Raw genomic sequence first — 24,114 nt, 5'->3', positions numbered from 1 at the left:
GACTCAGATTTTTTAGTTACTCCTTAATCCTTAGAAATTCTTCCTATTAGGCGATTCGAGACGAATAAAAACGTGTAATCCTACTTAGTTAAGAGAATGATTACACGTCGTCTTATGTCTAGAAAAAAGTCTTCAAACTCTTTTTTTAGTTATATGATCGAGTCTGACTCTTCTTGAATATGTTTTTCTCGCTGCATGAGCCACTCTTGACTTTCCGTCAGTAATGCATAGGCTCGCGGAAGTGATACATTTAAACGCTGACTCAGCAGTTCAAACTGATCAAAATCACCTCGATCTGCACTAATCGCAAGCACTAAACAATCCCGAAACGGATGATCCTTTCCTTGTAGAACAATCTTCAGAGAATCTTCGAGTGGCAATTGATCGATGATATCGTCAATATCAACAGATAATAACGCATCGATGTGCGATAACAAGCCAAGCATGTAAGCACTCTCCGGTTGTAGTGTTCGGGTTTCGGTAGCAAAGAGTTCACAGAGCTTCGCACAGTGTAAAGAGGACCGTAATAACTCATTTGACCACTCATAAGGACTAGCAAGCTTCATCTCACGTAAAACAATCAACGAAATCCAACTTTTGAGTTGCGAAAAGCCAAGCAGTGAAATCGCTTGACGAACGGAACTGACGGTATTGCGTAAACCCATTCCTGGAGAATTGATCAGCTGTAACACTTGAATACTAATATAGGGATTCGCTTCAATCTCATCAACGACCTCATCGTACTTTTCATCCGTATCGAGCCATTTCAACATTTTTAACAAAACCGGTAGTTGCGGTGGGACCGCCTTTCCTTTCATCAACATCGGTTTAGCATAAAAATATCCCTGAAACCAGTCATATCCCATGTCAAGACACCGTGTATGATCTTCGTGCGTTTCGACACGCTCGGCAAGCATTCGGATATGAGGATAATTGCGACGGACAATATGGAGGATAGCACTTTGCTCGCGAGGGGAAATCGTCTCAATGTCGATTTTAATTAAATCGATCAACTCAAACAATTCCGCTCCATGCTGTCGGAGTAAATCCGTCACAAAATCATCGAGTGCTAACGTAAAGCCCGCGTCTTTCCAACTATGTAGAACAGACAGCATCTCTGTATCGATCTCAACTGTTTCTAGAATTTCAATGACGAATTGGCTTGGATCCAAATAATGAATCAAGTCACTTTTCAACAGCTCTGCCGTGAAATTAACAAATAGCTTCTTGCCTTCTGCTACATGATTTACTCCCATATGAACAAGTGTATTCGTCAAAACATCCATCGTCGCTAAATCACCATCAAACACACTGATTTGTTCAATCGAACGATACAATAGTTCAAATGCATCAATCGAACCTACTCGATTAACGATGGGTTGACGTGCTAATAAGATATCCATCGTTCTCATGCCCCCTCTATTCTTCTCAGATGTCATCTATTATATCAAAGTTTACTTTTTAGGTGATTATTGTTTTTTACAACATATCAATGTTCTTATTTTTTAATTCTATGCCATTTTCCGTAACACAAAAAAACAGCACGACATTGGTCGTACTGCTTGAACTATCACCTTTCATCCGGATTCCATATACCAGTCTCAAACCAATTCAACACATTCCGCGTCACACGCAACTTGTCATGAATCGGAAATTGATGGGCATAGGCATAAGTCTGAAGCATCGTTTTTTCGGAATAACGTGCGGCATAAGCCGTCGCGTGGCGTAAACGAACGTTCTCATCATACGCACCGTGAATCAATAACACTTCACCTTGAGGTTCGACATGGAGCGGCGAGCGAACCGCGTATTCATCAGGAACCGTATCTGGTGTACCTCCCGTGTATCGCCGCAGCATCTTTTGCATCGTCTTCTGCTCTTCATACGTCCACGTCAACTCCGTCACCCCTGCCCAGGAAACCGTTCGAGCGACTGGACGGTGATGCGCAAGGAGCAGTGCCATCTGTCCACCACGTGAAAATCCAAATGCGTGAACATGCGAAACACGTTGCTGTAACCAGTCAAAGGCGCTGCAGGCGTCTTCGATATCGTGATGTCCAAAGTCTTCTTTTCCCGTGCCGCCTAGATTCCCTCGATAGAAAGGTGCCATGACAAAAAAGCCTGCCTGTGCGAACGCGAGCAATCGAGTCGGTCGGACCATTCCGATCGAACGCGTTCCACCACGCAAGTAGAGAATTCCCTGACCGTTCGCAACTTGCGGGAGTACGATATAGGCACCGACCCGTTCTCCATCCGCTGTGGTATAAAACATCCGAAACGTCCGAAACGGACCTTGCCGCGGAAGTTCAAACCAATCGGCGTTCGCTAAGTACACGGAGCGTCTCCGGAAGGACACGGTCCTTCATCATGAAACTGTATTGTCGATTCGTATCGAGACGTTCAGGGAGTTCCTCGAATAGAAAAGCACCGTCCGTTTCATCCACGGCAAGATGAGACGACAATGATCCGATTTGCGCGAAGTAGATGTTTTTGATGATCGTATCGCCTTTTCCGGCAACCCGATACTGCCCAACATATGAGAGGGAATCGATTTCCCCACCTGTCTCTTCCATCACTTCACGACGTGCAGCTTCTTCCGCCGTTTCCCCTGGTTCAACCTTTCCACCAGGAAATTCATAACCACGTTGCTTATGATGGGTCAGCAACCATTTTCCTTCGTACACGGCAATGACCCATACGTGCAAGGGACGATCCGAGAACGGATGGTCATCAAAACTTAACTCCACTTGATTTTGATAATAATCCAAGAATGTAATCACGTACGTGCACCTCATTTCTTCTTCTAACTTCACTTTACCTGTTTCACGGGTATTCTAAAAGTGAAAACGCTAGGATTACCTGTAAATCTGGAAAATGATAGCCTACTATCATCCGCTAAAGACAAAAAAACAGCCGATGTTCCACTAGGGAACGATCGACTGTCGTTTCATATTACTTCAAACGTGCTTCGAGTTCTGCTTTTTCTGCTTCGAATCCTGGTTTCCCAAGAAGAGCGAACATGTTTTTCTTGTACGCTTCGACGCCTGGCTGATCAAATGGGTTCACTCCGAGGAGGTAACCACTCATCGCACAAGCTTTTTCGAAGAAGTAGAACAGGAATCCGAGGTGATACGGTGTCATCTCTGGAAGTTCGACTGTCAAGTTCGGTACTTGTCCGTCCGTGTGCGCAAGCAACGTACCTTCTGCTGCTTTATCGTTGACGAATTGAATCGACTTCCCTGCAAGGAAGTTCAATCCATCGAGATCCTGAGCATCTTCTTCGATCGTCAATGCATGACGTGCTTGACCGACTTTGATGACTGTCTCGAACAGGTCACGACGACCTTCTTGGACGTATTGTCCCATCGAGTGAAGATCCGTCGAGAAGTCGACTGCTGCTGGGAAGATCCCTTTGAAGTCTTTTCCTTCTGACTCGCCGTATAATTGTTTCCACCACTCTGACACATAATGAAGTGCTGGTTCGTAGTTGACGAGAAGCTCGATCGTCTTCCCTTTCGCATAGAGCGCATTTCGAACGACCGCGTATTGATACGCTTCGTTGTCAGCTAGGTTTTCGCTCGCGTAGCGCTCTTGCGCGTCACGGGCACCTTGCATCAACTCTTCGATTGAAATACCAGCTGCTGCGATCGGTAATAGACCAACCGGTGTCAACACAGAGAAACGGCCGCCGACATCATCCGGAATGACGAATGTCTCGTATCCTTCAGAGTCTGCGAGTGTTTTTAATGCACCACGCGCTTTATCCGTCGTTGCATAAATCCGGTGTTTGGCTTCTGCTTTACCGTATTTCTCTTCCATGAACGATTTCAAGAGACGGAACGAAATTGCTGGTTCTGTCGTCGTACCCGATTTCGAGATGATGTTGACCGATACATCTTTTCCTTCGAGGACTTCGAATAAATCGTGCAGATACGTCGATGAGATATTATGACCTGCATAGATGATTTGTGGTGCTTTGCGATCTTCTTTTGATAACAAGTTATGGAATGAGTGTCCGAGCATCTCGATCGCAGCGCGCGCTCCGAGATACGAACCGCCGATTCCGACGACTAACAACACATCAGAATCCGACTTGATTTTTTCTGCAGACGCTTGGATGCGTGCAAATTCCGCTTGATCGTAATTCGTCGGAAGATCTACCCATCCTAAGAAATCACTTCCTGCACCTGTTCCTGCATGAATCGCATGGTGAAGCGTCTTTACCGTTTCCGCCATATGATCTACTTCATGTTGACCTACGAATTGTAGGGCTTTCGAATAATCAAAACGTACTGTTGACATGCCATCGTCCTCCTTATTCATTCGCAACGAAATGCGACCTTCCTTTTCATTAAAACGCAAGAAGGAAGGTCATTCAAGTCTTTTGTGAAATGAGTAGCAAATGTTACAGATTGTTATAGGGCAGCTGTCACGATTTGACGAACGTCTTCGTTTCCAAGTGATTTGAAGTTTCCGAAGTCGCCGCGTGTCATTGCTGACTTGACGATTGCGTCAACTGTATCTTCTTTGATGTCGTAATCAGCGAGACGATTCGGTGCACCGAGTGATGTCCAGAAAGCACTGATTGCGTCGATTGTCGCGTGTGCTGCTTCCATCTCTGATTTACCTTCCGTATCAACGTTAAAGACGTTCTCACCGAGTGTGACGAAACGATGTGCGTTTGATTCGTCGAGTACGTGGCGCATCCAGTTCGGGAAGAGGATCGCAAGTCCACCTGCGTGCGGGATATCGTGAACAGCTGAAACCGCGTGCTCGATGTTGTGTGATGCCCAGTCTCCACGTGCGCCCATTTGAAGGACACCGTTGAGCGCCATCGTACCAGCGAAGAGAATCGTGCCACGAAGTTCAACGTTCTCGAGATCGTTGACGAGTTTTGGTGCTGCTTCGACGACTGCTTTCATGACACCTTCTGTCATCCGTTCTTGGACCGGTGCATGCGCAGGGTGGAAGTATTGCTCGAGGCAGTGGCTCATCATATCGACGATACCGTAGATTGTTTGATCTTTTGGCACACTGACTGTGTACTTCGGATCAAGGATTGAGAATGTTGGGAACGTAAGCGGGCTACCCCAACCGTACTTCTCTTGTGTCTTCCAGTTCGTGATGACGGATCCTGAGTTCATCTCAGAACCTGTTGCTGCAAGCGTCAAGACTGTTCCGAATGGGATGACTGTTTCTGGTGTTGCTTTGCCGATGACGAGATCCCATGCTTCGCCTTCATAAGGAATACCAGCAGCAATCAATTTCGTGCAGTCGATGACAGAACCGCCACCGAGTGCAAGCAATGCGTCAACGCCTGCTTCACGTGCAATTTTGATACCGCGCTCTGCTGTCTCGATACGCGGGTTCGGTTCGACACCGTCGCATTCGACGTACTCGATTCCTGCCGCGTTGAGTTCACGTGTGACATCATCATAGACGCCATTACGTTTAATACTGCCGCCACCGAAGACGAGCATGACTTTCTTTGCACCGAGTGCTTCGAGTTGTGGTTTCAGTTGGCTGACTTGACCGTCACCAAAAATAAGTCTTGTTGGATTGCGATATTCAAAGTTTTCCATCTGTGTTGCCTCCTCAATAAGTAATGAACACCTTACATTATCCACACATTCCCTTTTCACATCTAATTTAATGCTTATTCTATGTAAAAATCGCATAAAAAAAGAGAACCGACCGATGTCGATTCTCTCATGTGGCTTATTTTTGGAAGTTTGATTTTTCAATCCATTCTTCCAATTTACCTTTAAGAACGTTGAATCCAGGTGCTTCTTCTTGTTTGAAAGCAGGACCTGCATCGCGACGTCCAGCGTTTTTGCGTGGACCTTTCGCGCGTGCTTCACGTTTTGGAGCTTCCTGAGTTGCTTTGATCGAAAGCTTCATTTTTTTGTTAGCTTCGTCGATGTCGAGAACTTTAACAGTTACTTCATCGCCAACTTTTACGTAATCGTTGATATCTTTTACGTAATCGTGTGAGATTTCTGAGATGTGGACGAGACCTTGTGTTTGCTCGTCAAGTGCTACGAAAGCACCGAAGTTTTGAATACCAGTTACTTTACCAGTAACGACTTGGTCTTTTTCAAAGTTTGCCATAATGTATACACTCCCTAACTAAATTCATCAACTTATAATAACACACTTTTCTTGTATCGTAAAAAATATTTTTGGAATTTGTTTATTTTTTATTTCACAAGGGAACATTTTAGTAGCAAGACTTCAAGTATTCCCCCTGATTCTGCCGAACTTTCCGAGTTCGGCCCTTTTTTTGTTCTTTTACTCAATTGACCTAAAAAACAGATACCGAAAAGTGATATGAGCGACTTTCAAAACGCTCTAATAAAAACGGACAGTCTCGGTCTGCTCGCTTTCCGCGGACAAGCCCTCATGCCGCTTCAGATGCGTCGCATCTTCAAGGGTCATGATGACTTGTTTTTCCGCAGGAGTCGAGCAGAACCTCACCTGTCCTAGCGTAAAGGAAATATAGAGTAGAAGCAATCATCAATTGATTACTTACAGATCGTCGAATCCATTCGCATCCGTTACTTTCGCATACGAACGTGATTTTTGTTCGAAGAAGTCTGATTTCGTCGCGTTCATCGAATCATCTGAATACGCACGAATCCATGGCATGACGTCTTCGTCGTGCCCTTCATAAAGATCCGACAAACCGATGACGCGAAGGCGTTTGTTCGCGAGATATTTAACGTAGTCACGCATTTCACTGACGTCAAGTCCGTCTAGATCACGTAAGACGTATTCGCTCCACTCGATTTCAAGATCAACGGCACGCTTGAACGTGTCATAGACGAATTGTGTGAATGAGCCATCGGCATCAATTTCCGGATGCTCCGACAAGACAGCACGTAACAATTGACTGATGAAGTACGAGTGTTGCAATTCGTCACGTTGAATGTAGCTGATCATCGTCGATGTTCCGACCATCTTTTGATGACGCGCTAAGTTATAGAAGAAGGCAAAGCCTGAATAGAAGTTGATTCCTTCAAGAACGATCGAAGCAACAAGCGATTTCGCGAAGTTTTCTGGAGTCCGGTCATTTTGGAAATCTTCGTATAAATCAAGAATGAATGCATTACGCTTCATGACCATGTCATCGTCTTTCGCGATATCGAAAATCCGGTTTTGTTCAGCCAATGGAACTAAGCTGGATAAGACGTAGCTGTACGATTGATTATGAACGACTTCCTGTTGCGCAACGATTGCAAGAATCGCATGAACCGATGAATCCGATGTGAACATTGCCGATTCCAAGATATAACGTGTCTGAACCGAGTCAAGGATCGAGAGTAGCCCGATGATTCGTTTGAAGGCATCCTGTTCCCGTTCGCTCAGTTGATTCCACTGTTGCATATCCTTCGACATTGAAATCTCATCTGGAATCCAGAAGTTCGATAACAGTTGTTTGTAAATCGAATAAAACTGTGGATACGCAATGTCGTTCCAGTTGACGATGGCACTCGTTTCGCCACCGATGATCGCTGTCGCGCGATTCGGATGACGTGCATCAAGCAGTTTGATTTTTTGTAGCTGTTCCATGTGCTTCGACTCCTTCTTGCTGTAATTGAAGAATGGTCCGTTTCGTCCATTCCTTGACGAGATGTGGGCGATTGCGTGGTGACTGTTCGATTTTCAACAGTTCTCCAGCAAGCGGTACCCCGAATTTCGAGAGATGATACGCCATCTCATCCACGGCGCGACAATATTTGACGAACATCTTGTCTCCTGTTCCAAAAACAGCTGCCTGCGGAATCGCATGCGAACTCTCCTTCAGAACAGTTCTAAGACAATCGCGCATATCGTCGGGTAGTTGCCCATCTCCCCACGTATACGAACCAAAATAGACGATATCATAAGGCATTAACTGATACGTCGTCACTTCGTCTGCAAACAACATCGTCGGCTCGATTCCCATCTCAGAACACGTCTTCGCGACGAGTTCTGCCACCTCCTCCGTGTTTCCACTCAATGACGCATATACGATTGCTGCCTTCATGATATCGTCCTCCTTATCTTATGATGAACACGATTCACATTCGTCGATCTCAACCGTCGTCGAACGCGTGTAGTAGATCGTCTTCATCCCGAGTTGCCATGCTTCCATGTGCATCTCGAGTAATTCTTTCGCCTTGACGTTATTTTTCACGTACAGATTGAAACTGATCGCTTGGTCGATGTGACGCTGACGCGAAGCATTTTGACGAATGCTCCATAGCTGGTCAATCTCAAACGCTGATTTATAGAACCAGTTCGTTTCCGGCGTTAAATCTGGAACAGTGACTGGAATCTTATAGTTTTTCTTCTCTTCCGAGTAGACTTTTTTGTAGATTGGATCAATCGATGCTGTACTACCCGCAATGATCGCCGTCGATGAGTTCGGTGCGACTGCCATCAAGTATGCGTTACGCATTCCATACGCCGTGATGTCGGCTTGGAGACGATCCCAATCGAGTTCATCCGTCGTTTTGTAGTGGCGACGTTTGATGTACTCTCCTGTTTGCCATTCCGAACCTTCGAAGAGACGGTACGCGCCCTTCTCTTTCGCAAGTTGCATCGACGCATCGATCGTCAAGTAAGCGATCTTCTCGTAAAGACGGTCTGCGTATTGTACCGCTTCGACCGATTCCCAACGGATGCCTTCGAGTGCGAGTAGATGGTGCCAACCGAACGTCCCAAGACCAACGGCACGGTATTTTTGATTCGTCAATTGTGCTTGCGGGACATCGATCGTATTCAAGTCGATGACGTTATCAAGCATCCGCATTTGAATCGGAATCAATCGCTCGAGGACGTCAGAACGAACTGCACGCGCAAGTGCGATCGATGACAAGTTACAGACGACGAAGTCCCCTGGTGTCTTCGTGACGATGATCTTACCGTCTTCCGTGTATTCTTCCGTCACGGTCGTCGGGCTCATGTTCTGCATGATTTCCGAGCAAAGGTTTGACGAGTAGATCATCCCTGCATGTTTATTCGGGTTCGCACGGTTAACGGCGTCACGGAAGAACATGTATGGCGTCCCGGTCTCGAGTTGCGAACGCATGTAGCGTTTAACGAGATCGATCGCCGGAACTGTTTTTTTGCTGAGGCGTGGTTCGTTGACACACGCTTCGTATCGTTCCGTGAAGCTGCCACCTTGTTCCGTCTCATCGAAGTAATCTTCAAGGCTGAAGCCCATAACGGTACGAATTTCATGTGGGTCAAACAAATGCCAGTCTTCTCGTGCTTCGACGGCACGCATGAAGCGGTCCGGTAAGTTGACACCTGTGAACAAGTCGTGTGTCCGAAGTCGCTCATCCCCATTATTGAGCTTCGCGTCCAGGAATTCGAGGATATCTTTATGCCAGATGTCGAGGTACACCGCGATCGATCCTTGGCGCATACCGAGCTGATCGACGCTGACTGCTGTGTTGTTCAATTGTTTCATCCACGGGATGACACCGCTTGAGACACCTTTGAATCCTTTGATGTCTGAGCCGCGTGAGCGAATCTTACCCATGTAGACGCCGATGCCGCCGCCACCTTTAGAAAGTGTCGCCACGTCCGTATTCGAGTCGTAGATGCCGCGTAGCGAATCATCGACTGTATCGATGAAACATGAAGAAAGTTGACCGTAAGACTTACCAGCATTCGAAAGTGTCGGAGTCGCAACTGTCATGTAGAGATTCGACAATGCCCAGTAAGACTCTTTGACGAGTTCTAAACGACGTTCCTTCGGTTCGTTCTGCATCAGTGTCATCGCGATGACCATGAACCGTTCTTGTGGTAGCTCGTACAAGTTTTTGACGTGATCACGTGCGAGATACCGGTCTGCCAATGTTCGAAGACCAATGTATGTGAACAAGTGGTCGCGGGATGGATCGATCGTTGCCGACAGTTCGTTGATGTCTTCCTTCGAATACGCATCAAGTAAATGTTTCGTGAAGATGCCGATTTCTGTCAGTTTTTCAATCAGCGTATACAGCGAACCATACCGTTCTTCTGCTGCATATCCGCGATTTTCACCTGCTTCAAGGTATAACCGATTTAAGTAAGTCGCTGTCGCTACGAATGTCCAGTTCGGCTCTTCTGCCTTTAACATATCGAGTGCGTGCATCGTTAACAGTTCATAGACTTGATCGGCTTGTAGGGATTTTCCTTCAAGCGCTCGGATGGCACGTTCAGTATAGCGGTCGATATCAAGTTCCGGATACGTTTCCGTCGCCTGTCGAATCACGACATATACGTCTTCTATTGTCATTGCACCCTTAAAGATGCGTGCTGTATTCAGTGGAGATGCCACTATGAACCACTCCCATTCTCTATCGTTAAACAGGTTCGCATTACACAATGAAATACGCTAAACTAAAAAAAGACGTCCTACATATAGAAAGGACTCTACAAGTATCACTCTATATATAGACGTTTTAGCCGTTTTTAAACCTGTTAATGTACAAGATATAGGTTATCACTGAAATTCAAAAAAATAACCCCTTGCTTTGAAATTCAGGTCAAACAATTTAAAAAAGGCATCATGACGCCTTTTGAGATATATTGAGATAGCGAGTAAAATGCATTATAAGGTCAAGTGAACCGTTAAAATAAAGATGGTCCATTTCTCCTACTAGAAGAAAAATATTCTCTTCGAATTTTCTGATATACTGAACGTATCGATCTTCCGTCTATCAGGAAGAAGGATTCCATCCATCTATCACGAAAAGACGGCATATACGTATGTACGTTGAAAGGAGCTTACCTCATGCAAGTCGATTACACACCAAATCCGAATTCCGTCAAAATCACGCTTGAAGAACAGCGCTTCGGTGCTAAAAGTACGAGTGTCAAAAAAGAAGATACACCTGAAGATGCGTTGCTCGCATCACTGATCGCCCTTGATGGCATCGACAATCTGTTCGCTTATGGCGACTTCGTGACGGTTACGAAAGAACCAGAAGCAGAATGGAACGAACTGCTACCACGTATTGAAGCAAACATGTAAAAAACCAGAAGACACCTGTTCCTGGACAGGTGTCTTTGTTCAAGGAGCGATCACTGATGCCAACCGTATCCATCATCATTCCGACGTATAATCGTCCTCGTGAATTAGCAGAAGCGCTAGAAGCATTGACGCGTCAACACTATCAAGACTTCGAAGTCATCGTCTTAAACAATAATGGAGACGATATCTCAGCAGTGACGGCTGCCTATCAGGACCGTCTTCAACTGACCTATGTCGCGTTACCTGAAAACCATCATGTTCGTGCTCGAAATCATGGTGTCACGCTCGCTTCCGGTCGGTATATCTTACTTCATGACGACGACGACCTCTTATTACCGAGTCACCTCGAAGAAGCGGTCGGCGATCTCGAAGCTGGTGCTGATCTCACCTATACGGACGCGGAACTCTTTACGTATCGCTGGGAAGGCGATCACCGGATCGCACTTGATTCTGAGCCGTTCGCATATCCGTACGATCCGGAGACGATTCGAGAAGACTCGACATATATTCCGTCCGGGTCGCTCTACCGTAAATCGCTCCACGATCAACTTGGTCTGTTTGACGAAGACGTCTTCAATTACTGGGACTGGGACTGGATTTTACGCGTCGGCAAGGATCATTTAATACTGCACCCGGCGCGCGCGACCGTCTTATATGCTTTCAATCCATCAGGTAATCATGAATCCGCACGTCAGGATGCAGCGCGACGCGTCTTTTTTGAACGCCTCGTTGAAAAACACCAACTTCCGACAAATGAAATGAAGAACTTCCATATCGTCCAGGCTGAGCGACGCGAACGATTGCGCCAGACCCGCCGTACCTTCAATGGTCAATTGACAGAAAGTGAGTGATCCCATGTACACCGAAAAACAACTCGAATTATTAGCATTATTAACACAAAATGGTCCGATGGACTTGGACTTGCTTGCGCAAATGCTCGACTGGGAAGCGTCAGAAGTAGCCGCTTCGATTGAGACATTCAAACGCGACGGTGTCCTACTCGGTTACACTGCTGTCATCGACTGGCAAAAGATTCATGCCCATCATGGCGTGACGGCTTTCATCGATGTCAAAGTCACACCGAAACGTGGACGCGGTTTTGACGAGGTAGCGGAGCGGATCCATCGTTTCCCGGAAGTGACGTCCCTCTATTTGATGTCAGGCGCATATGACTTACAAGTCGTTCTTGATGGCAAATCGCTACAAGAAGTCTCTCAATTCGTCTCGGAAAAATTATCGACGCTCGACTCCGTCATCTCGACGACGACCCATTTCCGCTTGAAGACCTACAAGCACGACGGTGTCCTCTTCAGTCAGGATGATGACGACAAACGATTGAAGGTGTCTCCATGAAGTCTCTATCTGAACGTGTCGAACAGCTAGCCCCATCCGGCATCCGTCGTTTCTTTGATTTAGCAGGATCGATGGAAGATGTCATCTCCCTTGGTGTCGGCGAACCTGATTTCGTCACGCCATGGAATGTTCGCGAAGCGAGCTTCGCAGCACTCGAACAAGGCTATACAGCGTATAGTGCCAACGCCGGCTTACTAGAACTACGTCAAGAAATTGCAACTTACATGCAAGAAAAATTCGCTATCTCCTATTCAACGACGGAAGAGATCATCGTCACGACCGGTGCCTCAGAAGGACTCGACCTTGCGTTTCGTAGTTTGATCAATCCAGGAGATGAAGTCATCGTTGTTGAACCGGCATTCGTCTCGTATGCCCCTTTGATTGAACTTGCTGGAGGCATTCCCGTCGCTGCTGCGTGTCACGCAGAAGATGGTTTTGCGATTCAACCGGAAACGATCGAACAGTTGCTAACAGATAAGACGAAAGCGATCATTTTCTGTTTCCCATCGAATCCGACAGGCTCGACGATGTCGCGTGATCAATTAGCGGACCTAGCGTTACTCGTCCAAAAGCATGATCTATATGTCATCAGTGACGAGATCTATGCGGAACTTTCCTACGAAACGGAAGCGATCTGCTTCGCGACCCTTCCCGGAATGCGGGAGCGGACGATCATCATCAACGGCTTCTCGAAAGCCTTCGCGATGACAGGCTGGCGGCTTGGTTTCACTTGTGCACCACCTGCAATCACGCAATCGATGCTGAAGGTCCATCAATACGGCATGATGTGTGCCCCGACACTCGTTCAATTCGCGGGCATTGAAGCACTGCGTTCTCGTCATAAGACGGTCCCTGACATGGTGACGAGTTATCGGCAACGCCGGAACTACTTCGTTAAGGCGCTAAACGATGCGGGTCTTCCGACACACTTACCAGGTGGCGCTTTCTATGCCTTTCCGTACATCGGTCATACCGGACTAACGAGCGAGCAGTTCGCCGAGCAATTGTTACTCGCTGAGCGCGTCGCCGTCGTTCCAGGATCCGTCTTCGGAGCAAGCGGTGAAGGTTATGTCCGGGCAAGTTATGCAAGTTCGATTGAACAACTCCAAGAAGCGATCGCTCGGATTCAGCGCTTCATGAAAAAATGGCAGACTCAAGATGAGGCAGCATCGTCACATTCACATTAAAAAAATGATCCGCCTTGCTCAAAAGAGCAGGCGGATCATTTTTTAGTCTACATAAAGAACGAGGAACATCCGATGATCGTCTTCTGCATGATACGGAGAGATTGGACCGAGTTGTGGCGCAAAGACTTCCAACCGATACGGTGAATCCTTAAAGTCAAGTGGTGTCCGCTCTTTGATCAAGCGCCCCATTTCGTCCGCTAGTTCTTTCACTTCAACCAAACTACGCGAGCGTTCCATCGGTGCTTCGAAGACGAATGCCTCGATTCCCTCAATCGACGCACATCGGAGGAAACGCCGGAGTGACGGCAATGCTGCTTCCATGTTGTCCTCGATCGTTTGGTTCTCCTCGTACACAGGGGCTCCCCAGAGGCGCGCCTCACTTCCAGTCGCACTCCGGAAATGATCAATCGTCTCTTCCGTGATGGGATCACGCGTCAACGCGAAGCGTGTTTTATCCCGCTTCAGATTCTTTTCATTCGTCCGGTCGATTTCTGTCAGTAAATCCAGTTGAAGTGGTCGTGCTAACCGAAACAATTCGCGTTGCAGACGTGCTAAGGAATGACCAATCGGAACAATCGTATCTTTCGCTTTCGGCGGTTTATCGCCTTCATATCCGTTCATGACACGTGCGATTTGTCCGGCCTCATGCACGAGTCGATAAAACGAACCGTCTTGATCATCGTTTGCTGTATCAAGCGTCTCATGCTGTGTTGCAAGATCCGCCACGTATTGATTCGCAAGGCAGGTCGAGATCATCAAGACATCGACCAGCTCCAAGCGAAGGGCTTCTAAATCATTTTGTTCCAGTGCTTCACCGACCTCACCGACTTCTTCCGTCAGGCGTGCGAGACCAGACAACGGTCGAAAATAACCGCCGAGTGAGCGAATCGTCGCATCAACCTTTTGTTGCAGTGTCTTCATCTGTTCCATCGGTCTGACCCTCCACGATTGCCTGGCGTACGTGCATTTCTGTCTCCTGTTTAACGTGTTGCGTAAATGCCTGGTTTTTCTTCCATTCCCGGATTACGACAGATGTCGCAGCAATCAACGCAGCAATTAGTCCAATTTCTCTTTTACGCATCGAGATCTCCTCCTTTTGAATGACTCGTAACCTATCTAAACATGATATGATGATATCAATTAATTCTACATAATCCAGTAAGAGGTGTTGCTTGTGTCGACTGAACGTCTTTGGCAAATGGCCCGGTTCCTGACGGTGATCTTCGCCTTCTTAGTTGGTGGATGGTTACTCATCCGCCTATCGTCCATTTTGTATCCGTTTGTCTTTGCGTTTCTGCTTGCCCTTTTGAGTCGACCACTCGTCGATTTTTTCCAAAAGCGGTTACGAATCACTCGCGGATGGGGTGCGTTGTTGTCCATCATTTTGATCAGTGGCTTATTAGTTGGTTCGCTCGCCTTGATCATCATGCAGTTGATTCGCGGTCTTGTATTTGTCGCCAACCAGTTACCGGCGCAAATCCAAGAGTTGAGCCTGTATTTTCAAAAGCTGTACAATGAAAAACTGGCACCCATCTGGAACGATGCTTCCGAAGCCTTACGCTCACTGGAGCCATCGCAACAAAATACGGTTCAAAACAGTATCCAATCTCTCGGTAGTTCACTTGCGAGTGCGATTGGCGAAGGATCAAAAAGTATCGCCATGATGTTACAGACGGTCCTTGCGACATTGCCATCGATTGCATTGATTTTCGTCATTGTCTTACTTGCTTGGTTTTTCATCGCAAAAGATTGGCACCAGTACGAGATGCGATTGAAGCGCTATGAGATGCTTCCTTGGTTCGCTCGTTTCGAGTCGGTCTTCCTGAGCTTACGATCTGCCTTATTCGGCTATCTCAAAGCGCAGCTCACGTTGATCACGATCACGTTCTTCATCGTTTTGATTGGTTTGTTCATCATTGGTGTCGAGCATCCGTTCGCAGTCGCGTTTATCGCTGCCTTTTTTGATATCTTGCCGTATCTTGGCACCGGTTCCGTCTTCCTGCCTTGGATTGCCTATTCGATCATCACGGGCGATACAACACTTGCGATTGGACTCGGGATTCTATACGCTCTCGTCATTCTGCAGCGTAACATCATGGAACCGAAGATCGTCGGCGACAATATCGGCATTCAACCGATCACGGCTTTGATTGCACTATTCGTCGGGATCAAATTCTTTGGTGTTTTCGGATTAATCCTCGGACCATTGATCGCCGTCATCTTAAAAGCACTCTACAACGCCCAGATTTTCCATTATATTTGGGACTTCGTCAAAGGATCACCCACACCATTTCGGTGAGGGTGATTTTTTTGGTACAGCTGCATATAACGGATATCCTTCCGGATCCACCGGTCGACTCGCCGGCAAATAATCACACGGAAAACGGGCGCCCGTCGCAAGCAGACAAGCGTCGAGCCAATCATCGACCGCAACATGCGACTGACGCTGTTCCCATAACGGCGGACAATCAAAACGCTCGAGCAATTCAATCCGTTCCGCAATGCCTTCGGTCGTTTTCTTTGAAAAGCGTGCCGGATGACCGGCGAGTCGCGCGAAACAGACTTCCGGATGGGCTTCAATCATCTCCGTTCGATATACGCTGCGGACTTCTCGGATTTTCGGTAATAGGTACCACGCTTGTTTCGAAAGCCCGATCCCCGCATGTTGTTTGGCTAAATCATTTGCTTCCATATAGGTAGAAGCTGTCAACGCACTACGAAACGGTGCATTAAAAACACTGCTCGTCCGCCCAGGTCGTAGCTCCAGTCGCAACAGTTGATCCGTTTCCCGTCGTCCTTCCATCAAGCCGATTGGCATATCGATCCAAATCCGGTCAGCTAGCGGAATCTGAGTAAGCGTCGGTTCGACGAATCCCGTATAACGACCATTTTCGTACATAACGACGACCCACCCCGCCTTTGCCGCATCAATCCCGATGACGTGCATTCGTCTTCTCCCGGAAAGAACGCAGTAGTGATAAGACGGTGAAGATACCGATGAACGTCGCGAGACCGAGCGATAGACGGTCGCGCGCCTCCATATACCAGACGACGGCAAGAATCGTCAACAAGACGCCGAGTAGATTCCAACGTCTCATTTTTCTTGCTCGACGAACCGGTACAGACTACGGACCATGACGCCCGTTGCTCCTTTTGGACCAATCTCAGACGCTTGATTCTGTTCCGATGTTCCCGCGATATCGAGGTGTAGCCAAGGTGTATCACCAACGAATTCGCCGACGAACGCACCACCGAAGATCATGTGTCCCATGCGTCCCGGTGAGTTGTTCAAGTCTGCGACTTCCGAGCGGCGGACTTGTTTGATGAAGGCATCAACATACGGCATCTGCCAAACCATCTCATTCGTCTCTTTCGTCACCTGTTCAAAACGCTCGTAGAGTGATGCATCATTCGTCAAGGCACCTGTGATTTCTGTTCCAAGGGCGACAAGGACACCACCTGTCAATGTCGCGAGATCAATGATCGCTTTTGGCTGATACTCTTTGACGTACGTGACCGCATCTGCAAGAACAAGTCGTCCTTCCGCATCCGTGTTCAAGACTTCAATCGTTTTTCCCGCCATCGATGTGATGACGTCGTCCGGCTTGAAGGCATCCCCGGAAATCATGTTGTCGGTTGCTGGAATGACACCGATGACGTGAACATCTGGCTTCAGTTGACCGAGTGCTTCGAATAGCCCGAGAACTGCTGCTGCGCCCCCCATATCCCCTTTCATTCCGACGATCCCGTCTTTTGGTTTGATGGAATAACCACCTGTATCGAATGTGACGCCCTTCCCGACGACAGCGATTGGTGCTTCTGCTGAACCTTTATATTCAAGGACGATCAATTTCGGTGGAATGACGGATCCTTGGTTGACGGCAAGCAAGGCGCCCATCCCGAGCGCTTCCATCTCTTCCTTATCGATGATCCGGAGATCATGCCCATGACGCTCCGCGATGAAGCGTGCTTCATCCGCAAGCGCTGGCGCCGTCAAAAGATTCCCAGGCATCGTTACGAGACGACGCGCTAAGTTCGTCGCTTCAGCCAAGACCGTTCCGCGGCGTACGGCTTCTTCCTCTACAGGTAAGACCGTCAGTTGTAACGTATATGCTTTCGAAGGCGACGTCTTATAATGTTTGACCTCATATGTAGCGAGGGTGAATGTCTCGGCAATCAGTTCGACCGGTTGCCCTGGGAACGTTGTTGCGTCAACTGTGACATGTTCTAAGCGACGTGCTTTGACATGTTGTGCCGCTTTCCCGAGCAAGCGACGTAAATCGTCTTGCGCGAGCTGATCAACTTTCCCGAGTCCAACAAACAGTACACGTGCGACGTCGCCCGCTAACGTTGGCAATAGACGCAGTTCTCCTCGTTTCGTTGAGATATCGCCTTGACGAACCCACTCTTCTAGTTTGTCACCATACAGTGCTTGTAAACGTTCATCGAGCGGTTGATTTCCAGAAATCCCGACAACGAGTACATCTACGGATTGATTCGTTTGCATATAAAACTCCCCCTTTGACTAATATCTATTAGTATGAAGTGTTTTCAGTCATTTTCCAACTGATAGCCTCTCGACTGACCGCAAACGCTTTCACTACTTCTGTTCGACAATTTGTCGAAATGCTTGGTTTCAAACAATTGTTGCCCGTTTCACAATATGATAGGATTATACAGGTGAAATGTTGAGACACTTCAAGAAACGATGCGTTTGCTGTTCCGAGAAATGTCTACGTTTTCATTCAAGGGAGAGTGCGCAGAAGGCTCGTTAAGAGAGAGGCGTTTATGGGTATCTATAGATAGCTAAGAAACGAAGTCGTCGCGTTAAAAAAACTTACTGAAAAGAGGGTAATGCACATGGCACAACATATCAAGGGAATTGGCGCTTCTGCAGGGATCGCGATTGCAAAAGCATTCGTGATGGAAACACCGGTCTTTGAGATTCCATCGCACAAAATCGAGGATGCAGCTGCGGAAAAAGAACGTTTCCAAGCGGCAATCGCAAAATCGAAGACGGAACTCGAAGTCATTCGTGAAAATACCTTACAAGAATTAGGTCCAGATAAAGCGGAGATCTTCTCGGCTCACCTTCTCATCTTAGAAGATCCGGAAATCGTCAGTCAGGTGAACGCAAAAATCGAGGACGAGCAAGCAAATGCTGCAAAAGCACTCGATGAAGTCGCAAACATGATGGTCATGATTTTCGAATCAATGGATAACGAATACATGCGCGAACGTGCAGCAGACGTTCGTGACGTCACGAAACGGACGATGGCTCACCTTCTCGGTATCACGTTCGTCACTCCAGCTCAAATCAATGAAGAAGTCATCATCATCGCTGAAGACTTGACTCCTTCGGATACAGCTCAATTGAACCGCAAATATGCTAAAGGTTTCGCAACGAACATTGGTGGTCGGACATCGCACTCTGCCATCATGTCACGTTCACTCGAAATCCCAGCAGTCGTCGGAACAAAAGTCGTCTTGACGGACGTGAAACATGGCGATCTTCTCATCCTTGATGGTGCTGAAGGTGACGTCATCGTCAACCCAAGCGAAGAGCAAGTGGCTGAGTATGAAGCAAAACGCGCAGCATACATCGCACAAAAAGAAGAGTGGAAAAAACTCAAGAACGAAAAAACAATGACGGCTGACGGTCATCACGTCGAGCTCGCTGCAAACATCGGTACACCAAACGATGTCAAAGGCGTTTTGGATAACGGTGCAGAAGCAGTTGGTCTTTACCGTACGGAATTCCTCTACATGGATGCAGAGACGTTCCCAACGGAAGACGAGCAGTTCACAGCTTACAAAACGGTTCTCGAGTCAATGGGCGATAAAAAGGTCGTCATCCGGACACTTGATATCGGTGGCGATAAAGAATTGTCGTACCTTGATCTCCCACACGAGATGAACCCGTTCCTCGGTTACCGTGCGATTCGTCTCTGCCTTGATCAAACAGACTTGTTCCGTACGCAATTACGCGCACTTCTTCGTGCAAGTGCATACGGTAAACTCGCTGTCATGTTCCCGATGATCGCAACGATCGAAGAGTTCCGTGCTGCAAAATCACTTCTCCTTGAAGAAAAAGCAAACCTTCAAGCTGAAGGCGTTACGGTATCGGAAGACATCGAAGTCGGTATGATGGTCGAAATCCCAGCAACAGCGGTTATGGCTCGTCAGTTCGCAAAAGAAGTTGATTTCTTCTCTGTCGGAACGAACGATTTGATTCAATACACAATGGCGGCAGACCGGATGAACGAAAAAGTATCATACCTGTACCAACCGTTCAACCCAGCGATCTTGAACCTCTTGAACAACGTCATCACTGAAGCACATAAAGCAGGCAAATGGGTCGGCATGTGTGGTGAGATGGCAGGAGAAGAATTGGCTCTTCCAATCCTTCTTGGTCTTGGTCTTGATGAGTTCTCGATGTCAGCATCATCTGTCCTTCGCGCACGTAGCTTGATGACACGCCTCAACAAGTCAGAGTGTGAAGCAATCGTCGAGCAAGTACTTGATATGGATACGGCAGAAGAAGTCGTTGACTTCCTCAGCACGACTTTCGACATCAAAAAATAAGTTTTGTCAGACGAATCTGGAGTAATCCAGATTCGTCTTTTTTTGTCTAATTCAACAAAAAAACAACGCCTCTTTCTAATAAGAAAGAAGACGTTGTTGAAACGGTGATCATTGAGCTTGTTTCTTCTTTTCTGGAGTAGCTTGTTCCGACAAAATCGGACGCTCGTTCCCCATCAAGAAGATAAAGATGACACCGAGTACTGCTGGAATCAGTGCCCAGAAATAGACGGTTGAGATCGATTCTGCAAGCGACGTCTTGATTGCTGTCGCAACTTCTGGTGGCATTTTCGCAAACGCATCAGCCGTTGGGAACTGTCCACCGGACGGCGCTCCACCTTGCGGCAACCGATCCGCTACAGCTGACGTGAACGTCCGTGATTGAATGATTCCGAGGACCGTGACACCAAGCGTCATCCCGATTGTCCGGAATGTTGAGCCCATCGAGGTCGCTGCGCCACGTCTTTGCATCTCGATCCCATTGATACTCGCTAGATTCAATAGAGAGAAACTAAAGCCAACACCGAAGCCAAGAATGATCATATAGATCGTTACCGCTGTCCGCGATGTCTCAAGCGTCATCGTACTAAGGAGATAGACACCGAGTAGGAAGAAGACCGCCGAGACGATCATGATGTTCCGGAAACCAAACTTATTCGGCAACTGTCCACCAAGTTGCGCCGAGATGACCGAGGCGATCAACATCGGCATCAGGATCAGACCGGAGTTCGTCGCGCTTCCACCAAAGACACCTTGCACGAAGATTGGAATGAATACACTCGCTGAGATAAAGACGAATCCATAAAAGAACGCCACGCCTTGTGTTGCCGCAAATAAGCGACGGCGGAATAGACTGAACGTAATGACGGGATCCGCGGCACGTCGTTCAGCAAATGCGAAGGCAACGAACGCGACGAGCGCTGCTCCGAACAGACCAAGAATTTGTGGCGAAGACCATGCATACTCTTTCCCACCCATTTCGAGCGCGAGTAAGAATAAAACTAATCCGGCGACAAGCGTAAAGGCACCGACGTAGTCGATTTTCTGTGTCCGGTGCACCGGTGATTCCTGATAGAAGACCGTCACGAGACCAAGGGCAATCAATCCGAGTGGGATATTGATATAAAACACCCAGCGCCAGTCGAGCGAATCCGTCAATACGGCACCAAGCAACGGTCCGAAGATACTCGAGATTCCGAAGACTGCTCCGAACAATCCACTGACTTTCCCCCGTTTTTCTGGCGGGAAGATATCAAAGATGATCGTAAAAGCAATCGGCATCAACGCCCCACCACCGAGTCCTTGCAAGGCACGATAGGCAGACAATTCAATGATCGAGTCTGCCATTCCACACAAGATACTCCCTACCATGAAGAGGAGCATCCCAAAGAGGAAGAAGCGTTTTCTTCCATACATGTCACTCAGTTTACCGAAGATCGGCATTCCGGCAACGGTTGCAATCATGTAAGCCGACGTGACCCATGCATACTGATCAAACCCATTCAGTTCGCTGACGATTGTCGGCATCGCTGTCGCAACGATCGTGTTATCCATTGCTGCGACTAAAATCCCAATCAATAATCCGATGACGACAGGTGTCGTATTCGTTTTTGTTGTAGTCGAAGACATCGACGCACCTCATTTCTCAAAAAATTAGCTAACTCTTATAATAGCTAACTCATTGTATCATCATATGTGCAAAATCTCATTATAAAATGTGCTCTACGATTGTTTCACACAAAAAAGACGGATCGCTCAGGGCGATCCGTCGCTTTTCTTCTTTACTCTACACGATACGAAATCGCTTCTCCGGCTTCGACCATCCGTCCGACATCAACGTCGACTTTTCGATCGCCGCTGTTCGTGACGATGATTGGTGTCAGTAATGATGGTACGAGCGGTCGTACTTGTTCAAGATCGACATTGAGGAGTGGTGTCCCCGGTTCGACACGATCGCCGGCTTTCGCCAACGCCTCGAATCCTTTTCCTTCGAGTGATACCGTATCAATACCGATGTGAATCAAGATTTCATCTCCATTATCCGCAAGAATACCGATCGCGTGTTTCGTCGGGAAGAACGTCGTAATCTCACCAGAGACTGGAGAGACGACATATCCTTCCGTTGGCTCGATCGCATATCCGTCACCCATCATGCGACCGGAGAAGACTTGGTCCGGCACATCATCGAGAGAACGAATGATACCGCTCAGCGGTGCGACATATCCATCTTCAGGCACGTAAGCCCCACCACGATCTCCAGCGAGTGGACCGGCATCTGCTGTAGTTCCAGAAGTCCGTGCTTCGTCTCCCGTTGGTACTTGTGGAATTGGATCTGCTTCTGGTGTCTCTTTCGGTTTATAATTTGGATCTTTCATGATATCTGCCATTTCTGACTTGATCCCATCGGATTTCGGTCCAAAGATGGCTTGGACGTTATCTCCGACTTCAAGAACACCAGCAGCACCTAGTTCTTTCAAGCGATCCTTGTTGACGCCTGATTTATCATTGACCGTAATCCGCAGACGCGTGATACAAGCATCTAAGTGTTTAATGTTTGATGGACCACCGAATGCTTGTAGAATTTTATACGGTAGATCGCCTGCTTGTGCCGTTGAGGTAGCGGCACCCTCTTTAATCGCTTCGCGTCCTGGAATCTTCAGATCAAACTTCGTGATGACGAAGCGGAATCCGAAGTAGTAGATGACGGCGAAGACAAGACCGACTGGAATGACGAGCCACCACGAGGTTCGGTTCGGTAGAATCCCAAACAACGTGTAGTCAATCAATCCACCGGAGAACGTCATCCCGATCTTGACGTTCAGTAAATCCATGATCATGAATGAAAGACCTGCAAAGACAGCGTGAACGGCAAACAAAAGTGGTGCAACGAATACGAAGGAGAACTCGACTGGCTCCGTGATCCCAGTCAGGAAAGAAGTCAACGCAGCTGAGAAATAGAGACCTTCGACGGCTTTACGACGATCCTTTGCGACCGTGTGGTACATCGCAAGACAGGCTGCTGGCAGACCGAACATCATGAATGGATATTTCCCGGTCATATATGTCCCTGCCGTAAATGGTACACCGTCCTTCAACTGTGCGAAGAAGATCCGCTGATCCCCGTTGATGATCGTTCCGGCTTTATCCGTATATTCACCGAACTGGAACCAGAAGCTTGAGTACCAGATATGGTGAAGACCAAACGGAATCAACGAACGTTCGACGAGTCCAAAGATAAAGGCAGACAACGGTTCGTTCGCTTCGATAATTGTTTTCGAGAATGTGTTGATTCCACTGCCGATCGGTGGCCAAATATACGATAAGGCAAACCCGGCGACAAGACTGAATAAAGCAGTTGCAATCGGAACAAAACGTTTCCCTGCGAAGAATCCGAGGAAATCAGGCAGTTTGATTTTAAAGAATTTATTATAACTGTACGCTGCTATCAAACCGGCAATGATCCCTCCGAATACCCCCATTTGCAAGGTCGGTATCCCGAGGACCGTCGCATACGACAAGTCACTCGCTTTCTGTGCTTCCGTGATTTTTTCTGGTGTGATCTGTAAGAACGAACTGATGACCTTGTTCATGATCAAGAAACCGACGATCGCTGCTATACCGGCAACTCCTTCCCCATTCGCAAGACCAATCGCGACCCCGACGGCAAACAGTAACCCGAGGTTCGCAAAGATGATATCACCGGCATCCTGCATGACCCGCCAGATGACGACTAGCGAATCGTTCTCGAGGAACGGTAAATATTGCGTCAAGTTCGGGTTTTGAAACGCTGTCCCGAACGCGAGCAATAGCCCCGCCGCCGGCAAAATCGCTACCGGTAACATCAGGGCCTTACCGATCCGCTGTAAGACACCAAACACGTTTTTCCACATGCGTATATTCCCTCCTTTTTTAAACAAACTACTTAGTTCATACCCTAAAATATTCTATCGCAAAACGATTCTAAAAGATTTTTCCAAAAAA

At 47.5% G+C, this 24,114-nt stretch carries 22 protein-coding genes; 6 read left to right on the top strand and 16 right to left on the bottom strand.

The window, feature by feature from the left end; translation table 11 throughout:
- Positions 1-149: 149 nt before the first annotated feature.
- From B4C70_RS10535 to B4C70_RS10495, 9 genes are all read right to left on the bottom strand, one after another.
- Positions 150-1,403 (bottom strand): EAL and HDOD domain-containing protein, encoded by a 1,254-nt coding sequence (locus B4C70_RS10535; protein WP_290779153.1) that lies wholly within the window; start codon positions 1,401-1,403, stop codon positions 150-152.
- A 167-nt stretch (positions 1,404-1,570) separates the two neighbouring features.
- The gene (locus B4C70_RS10530; RefSeq protein WP_023469111.1) at positions 1,571-2,335 is read right to left on the bottom strand and encodes an alpha/beta hydrolase family protein; all 765 of its coding nucleotides are present in this window, start codon (positions 2,333-2,335) and stop codon (positions 1,571-1,573) included.
- Complete coding sequence (ytkD, locus tag B4C70_RS10525; RefSeq protein WP_023469112.1) at positions 2,307-2,780, bottom strand: RNA deprotection pyrophosphohydrolase; 474 nt, start codon at positions 2,778-2,780, stop codon at positions 2,307-2,309. Before ytkD ends, B4C70_RS10530 begins: the two co-directional genes overlap by 29 nt.
- A 172-nt stretch (positions 2,781-2,952) precedes the next feature.
- The gene (locus B4C70_RS10520; protein WP_023469113.1) at positions 2,953-4,302 is read right to left on the bottom strand and encodes a glucose-6-phosphate isomerase; all 1,350 of its coding nucleotides are present in this window, start codon (positions 4,300-4,302) and stop codon (positions 2,953-2,955) included.
- A gap of 113 nt (positions 4,303-4,415) precedes the next feature.
- Entirely contained in the window at positions 4,416-5,582 is a 1,167-nt protein-coding gene (locus B4C70_RS10515; protein WP_023469114.1) for an iron-containing alcohol dehydrogenase, read from the bottom strand.
- 136 nt (positions 5,583-5,718) lie between these two features.
- Positions 5,719-6,111, bottom strand: a complete 393-nt coding sequence (gene yugI / locus B4C70_RS10510; RefSeq protein ID WP_012371159.1) for a S1 domain-containing post-transcriptional regulator GSP13 — start codon at positions 6,109-6,111, stop codon at positions 5,719-5,721.
- Between the two features lie 417 nt (positions 6,112-6,528).
- Complete coding sequence (locus B4C70_RS10505; protein ID WP_023469115.1) at positions 6,529-7,572, bottom strand: ribonucleotide-diphosphate reductase subunit beta; 1,044 nt, start codon at positions 7,570-7,572, stop codon at positions 6,529-6,531.
- Positions 7,541-8,029, bottom strand: a complete 489-nt coding sequence (locus B4C70_RS10500; protein ID WP_023469116.1) for a flavodoxin domain-containing protein — start codon at positions 8,027-8,029, stop codon at positions 7,541-7,543. Before B4C70_RS10500 ends, B4C70_RS10505 begins: the two co-directional genes overlap by 32 nt.
- Before the next feature lie 18 nt (positions 8,030-8,047).
- Positions 8,048-10,315, bottom strand: a complete 2,268-nt coding sequence (locus B4C70_RS10495) for a ribonucleoside-diphosphate reductase subunit alpha (protein WP_023469117.1) — start codon at positions 10,313-10,315, stop codon at positions 8,048-8,050.
- A gap of 456 nt (positions 10,316-10,771) precedes the next feature.
- On the opposite strand from B4C70_RS10495, the gene B4C70_RS10490 reads away from it, so the two are divergent.
- The 4 genes from B4C70_RS10490 to B4C70_RS10475 are packed head-to-tail and all read left to right on the top strand — an operon-like array spanning position 10,772 to position 13,551.
- Positions 10,772-11,011, top strand: a complete 240-nt coding sequence (locus B4C70_RS10490; protein WP_023469118.1) for a NifU N-terminal domain-containing protein — start codon at positions 10,772-10,774, stop codon at positions 11,009-11,011.
- A gap of 56 nt (positions 11,012-11,067) precedes the next feature.
- Positions 11,068-11,862 carry a glycosyltransferase family 2 protein gene (locus B4C70_RS10485; RefSeq protein WP_290779145.1) on the top strand — a complete coding sequence of 265 codons (795 nt, stop codon included), beginning with the start codon at positions 11,068-11,070 and terminating at the stop codon, positions 11,860-11,862.
- A 4-nt stretch (positions 11,863-11,866) separates the two neighbouring features.
- Positions 11,867-12,364: an Lrp/AsnC family transcriptional regulator gene (locus tag B4C70_RS10480; protein ID WP_023469120.1), complete on the top strand. Its 498-nt coding sequence runs from the start codon at positions 11,867-11,869 to the stop codon at positions 12,362-12,364.
- Positions 12,361-13,551, top strand: coding sequence for an aminotransferase (locus B4C70_RS10475; RefSeq protein ID WP_290779141.1), 1,191 nt, complete (start codon positions 12,361-12,363; stop codon positions 13,549-13,551). The genes B4C70_RS10480 and B4C70_RS10475 overlap by 4 nt, the downstream gene beginning before the upstream one ends.
- 42 nt (positions 13,552-13,593) lie before the next feature.
- Here the strand turns inward: B4C70_RS10475 and B4C70_RS10470 are convergent, their stop codons facing one another.
- Both B4C70_RS10470 and B4C70_RS10465 read right to left on the bottom strand, forming a co-directional pair.
- Positions 13,594-14,481 carry a MazG nucleotide pyrophosphohydrolase domain-containing protein gene (locus B4C70_RS10470; RefSeq protein ID WP_290779138.1) on the bottom strand — a complete coding sequence of 296 codons (888 nt, stop codon included), beginning with the start codon at positions 14,479-14,481 and terminating at the stop codon, positions 13,594-13,596.
- On the bottom strand, positions 14,447-14,632 hold the full coding sequence (locus B4C70_RS10465; protein ID WP_290779135.1) for a hypothetical protein: 186 nt from the start codon (positions 14,630-14,632) through the stop codon (positions 14,447-14,449). Before B4C70_RS10465 ends, B4C70_RS10470 begins: the two co-directional genes overlap by 35 nt.
- A 93-nt stretch (positions 14,633-14,725) precedes the next feature.
- On the opposite strand from B4C70_RS10465, the gene ytvI reads away from it, so the two are divergent.
- Entirely contained in the window at positions 14,726-15,850 is a 1,125-nt protein-coding gene (ytvI, locus tag B4C70_RS10460; protein ID WP_050678641.1) for a sporulation integral membrane protein YtvI, read from the top strand.
- On the opposite strand, the gene B4C70_RS10455 is transcribed toward ytvI, so the two are convergent.
- Genes B4C70_RS10455 through B4C70_RS10445 form a run of 3 tightly spaced genes read right to left on the bottom strand, consistent with a single transcriptional unit; the run spans position 15,830 to position 18,058 of the window.
- A complete protein-coding gene (locus B4C70_RS10455; protein WP_035396398.1) occupies positions 15,830-16,498 on the bottom strand; it encodes a DUF429 domain-containing protein in 669 nt (222 codons plus the stop codon). The genes ytvI and B4C70_RS10455 overlap by 21 nt on opposite strands.
- Positions 16,479-16,649 (bottom strand): hypothetical protein, encoded by a 171-nt coding sequence (locus tag B4C70_RS10450; RefSeq protein ID WP_215147293.1) that lies wholly within the window; start codon positions 16,647-16,649, stop codon positions 16,479-16,481. The genes B4C70_RS10455 and B4C70_RS10450 overlap by 20 nt, the downstream gene beginning before the upstream one ends.
- On the bottom strand, positions 16,646-18,058 hold the full coding sequence (locus B4C70_RS10445; protein ID WP_133207640.1) for a leucyl aminopeptidase: 1,413 nt from the start codon (positions 18,056-18,058) through the stop codon (positions 16,646-16,648). Before B4C70_RS10445 ends, B4C70_RS10450 begins: the two co-directional genes overlap by 4 nt.
- A gap of 353 nt (positions 18,059-18,411) precedes the next feature.
- On the opposite strand from B4C70_RS10445, the gene ptsP reads away from it, so the two are divergent.
- Positions 18,412-20,136, top strand: coding sequence for a phosphoenolpyruvate--protein phosphotransferase (gene ptsP / locus B4C70_RS10440; protein ID WP_290779131.1), 1,725 nt, complete (start codon positions 18,412-18,414; stop codon positions 20,134-20,136).
- Between the two features lie 108 nt (positions 20,137-20,244).
- Here ptsP and B4C70_RS10435 read toward each other — a convergent pair whose 3' ends face one another.
- Both B4C70_RS10435 and ptsG read right to left on the bottom strand, forming a co-directional pair.
- Positions 20,245-21,762: an MDR family MFS transporter gene (locus B4C70_RS10435; protein ID WP_064299465.1), complete on the bottom strand. Its 1,518-nt coding sequence runs from the start codon at positions 21,760-21,762 to the stop codon at positions 20,245-20,247.
- Positions 21,763-21,914: 152 nt separating this feature from the next.
- The gene (ptsG, locus tag B4C70_RS10430; protein ID WP_290779127.1) at positions 21,915-24,023 is read right to left on the bottom strand and encodes a glucose-specific PTS transporter subunit IIBC; all 2,109 of its coding nucleotides are present in this window, start codon (positions 24,021-24,023) and stop codon (positions 21,915-21,917) included.
- Positions 24,024-24,114: the final 91 nt, after the last annotated feature.

The organism is Exiguobacterium sp. UBA5002 (assembly GCF_002396765.1).
Lineage (GTDB): Bacteria > Bacillota > Bacilli > Exiguobacteriales > Exiguobacteriaceae > Exiguobacterium_A.
This window is presented reverse-complemented; position numbering and strand designations above follow the sequence as displayed.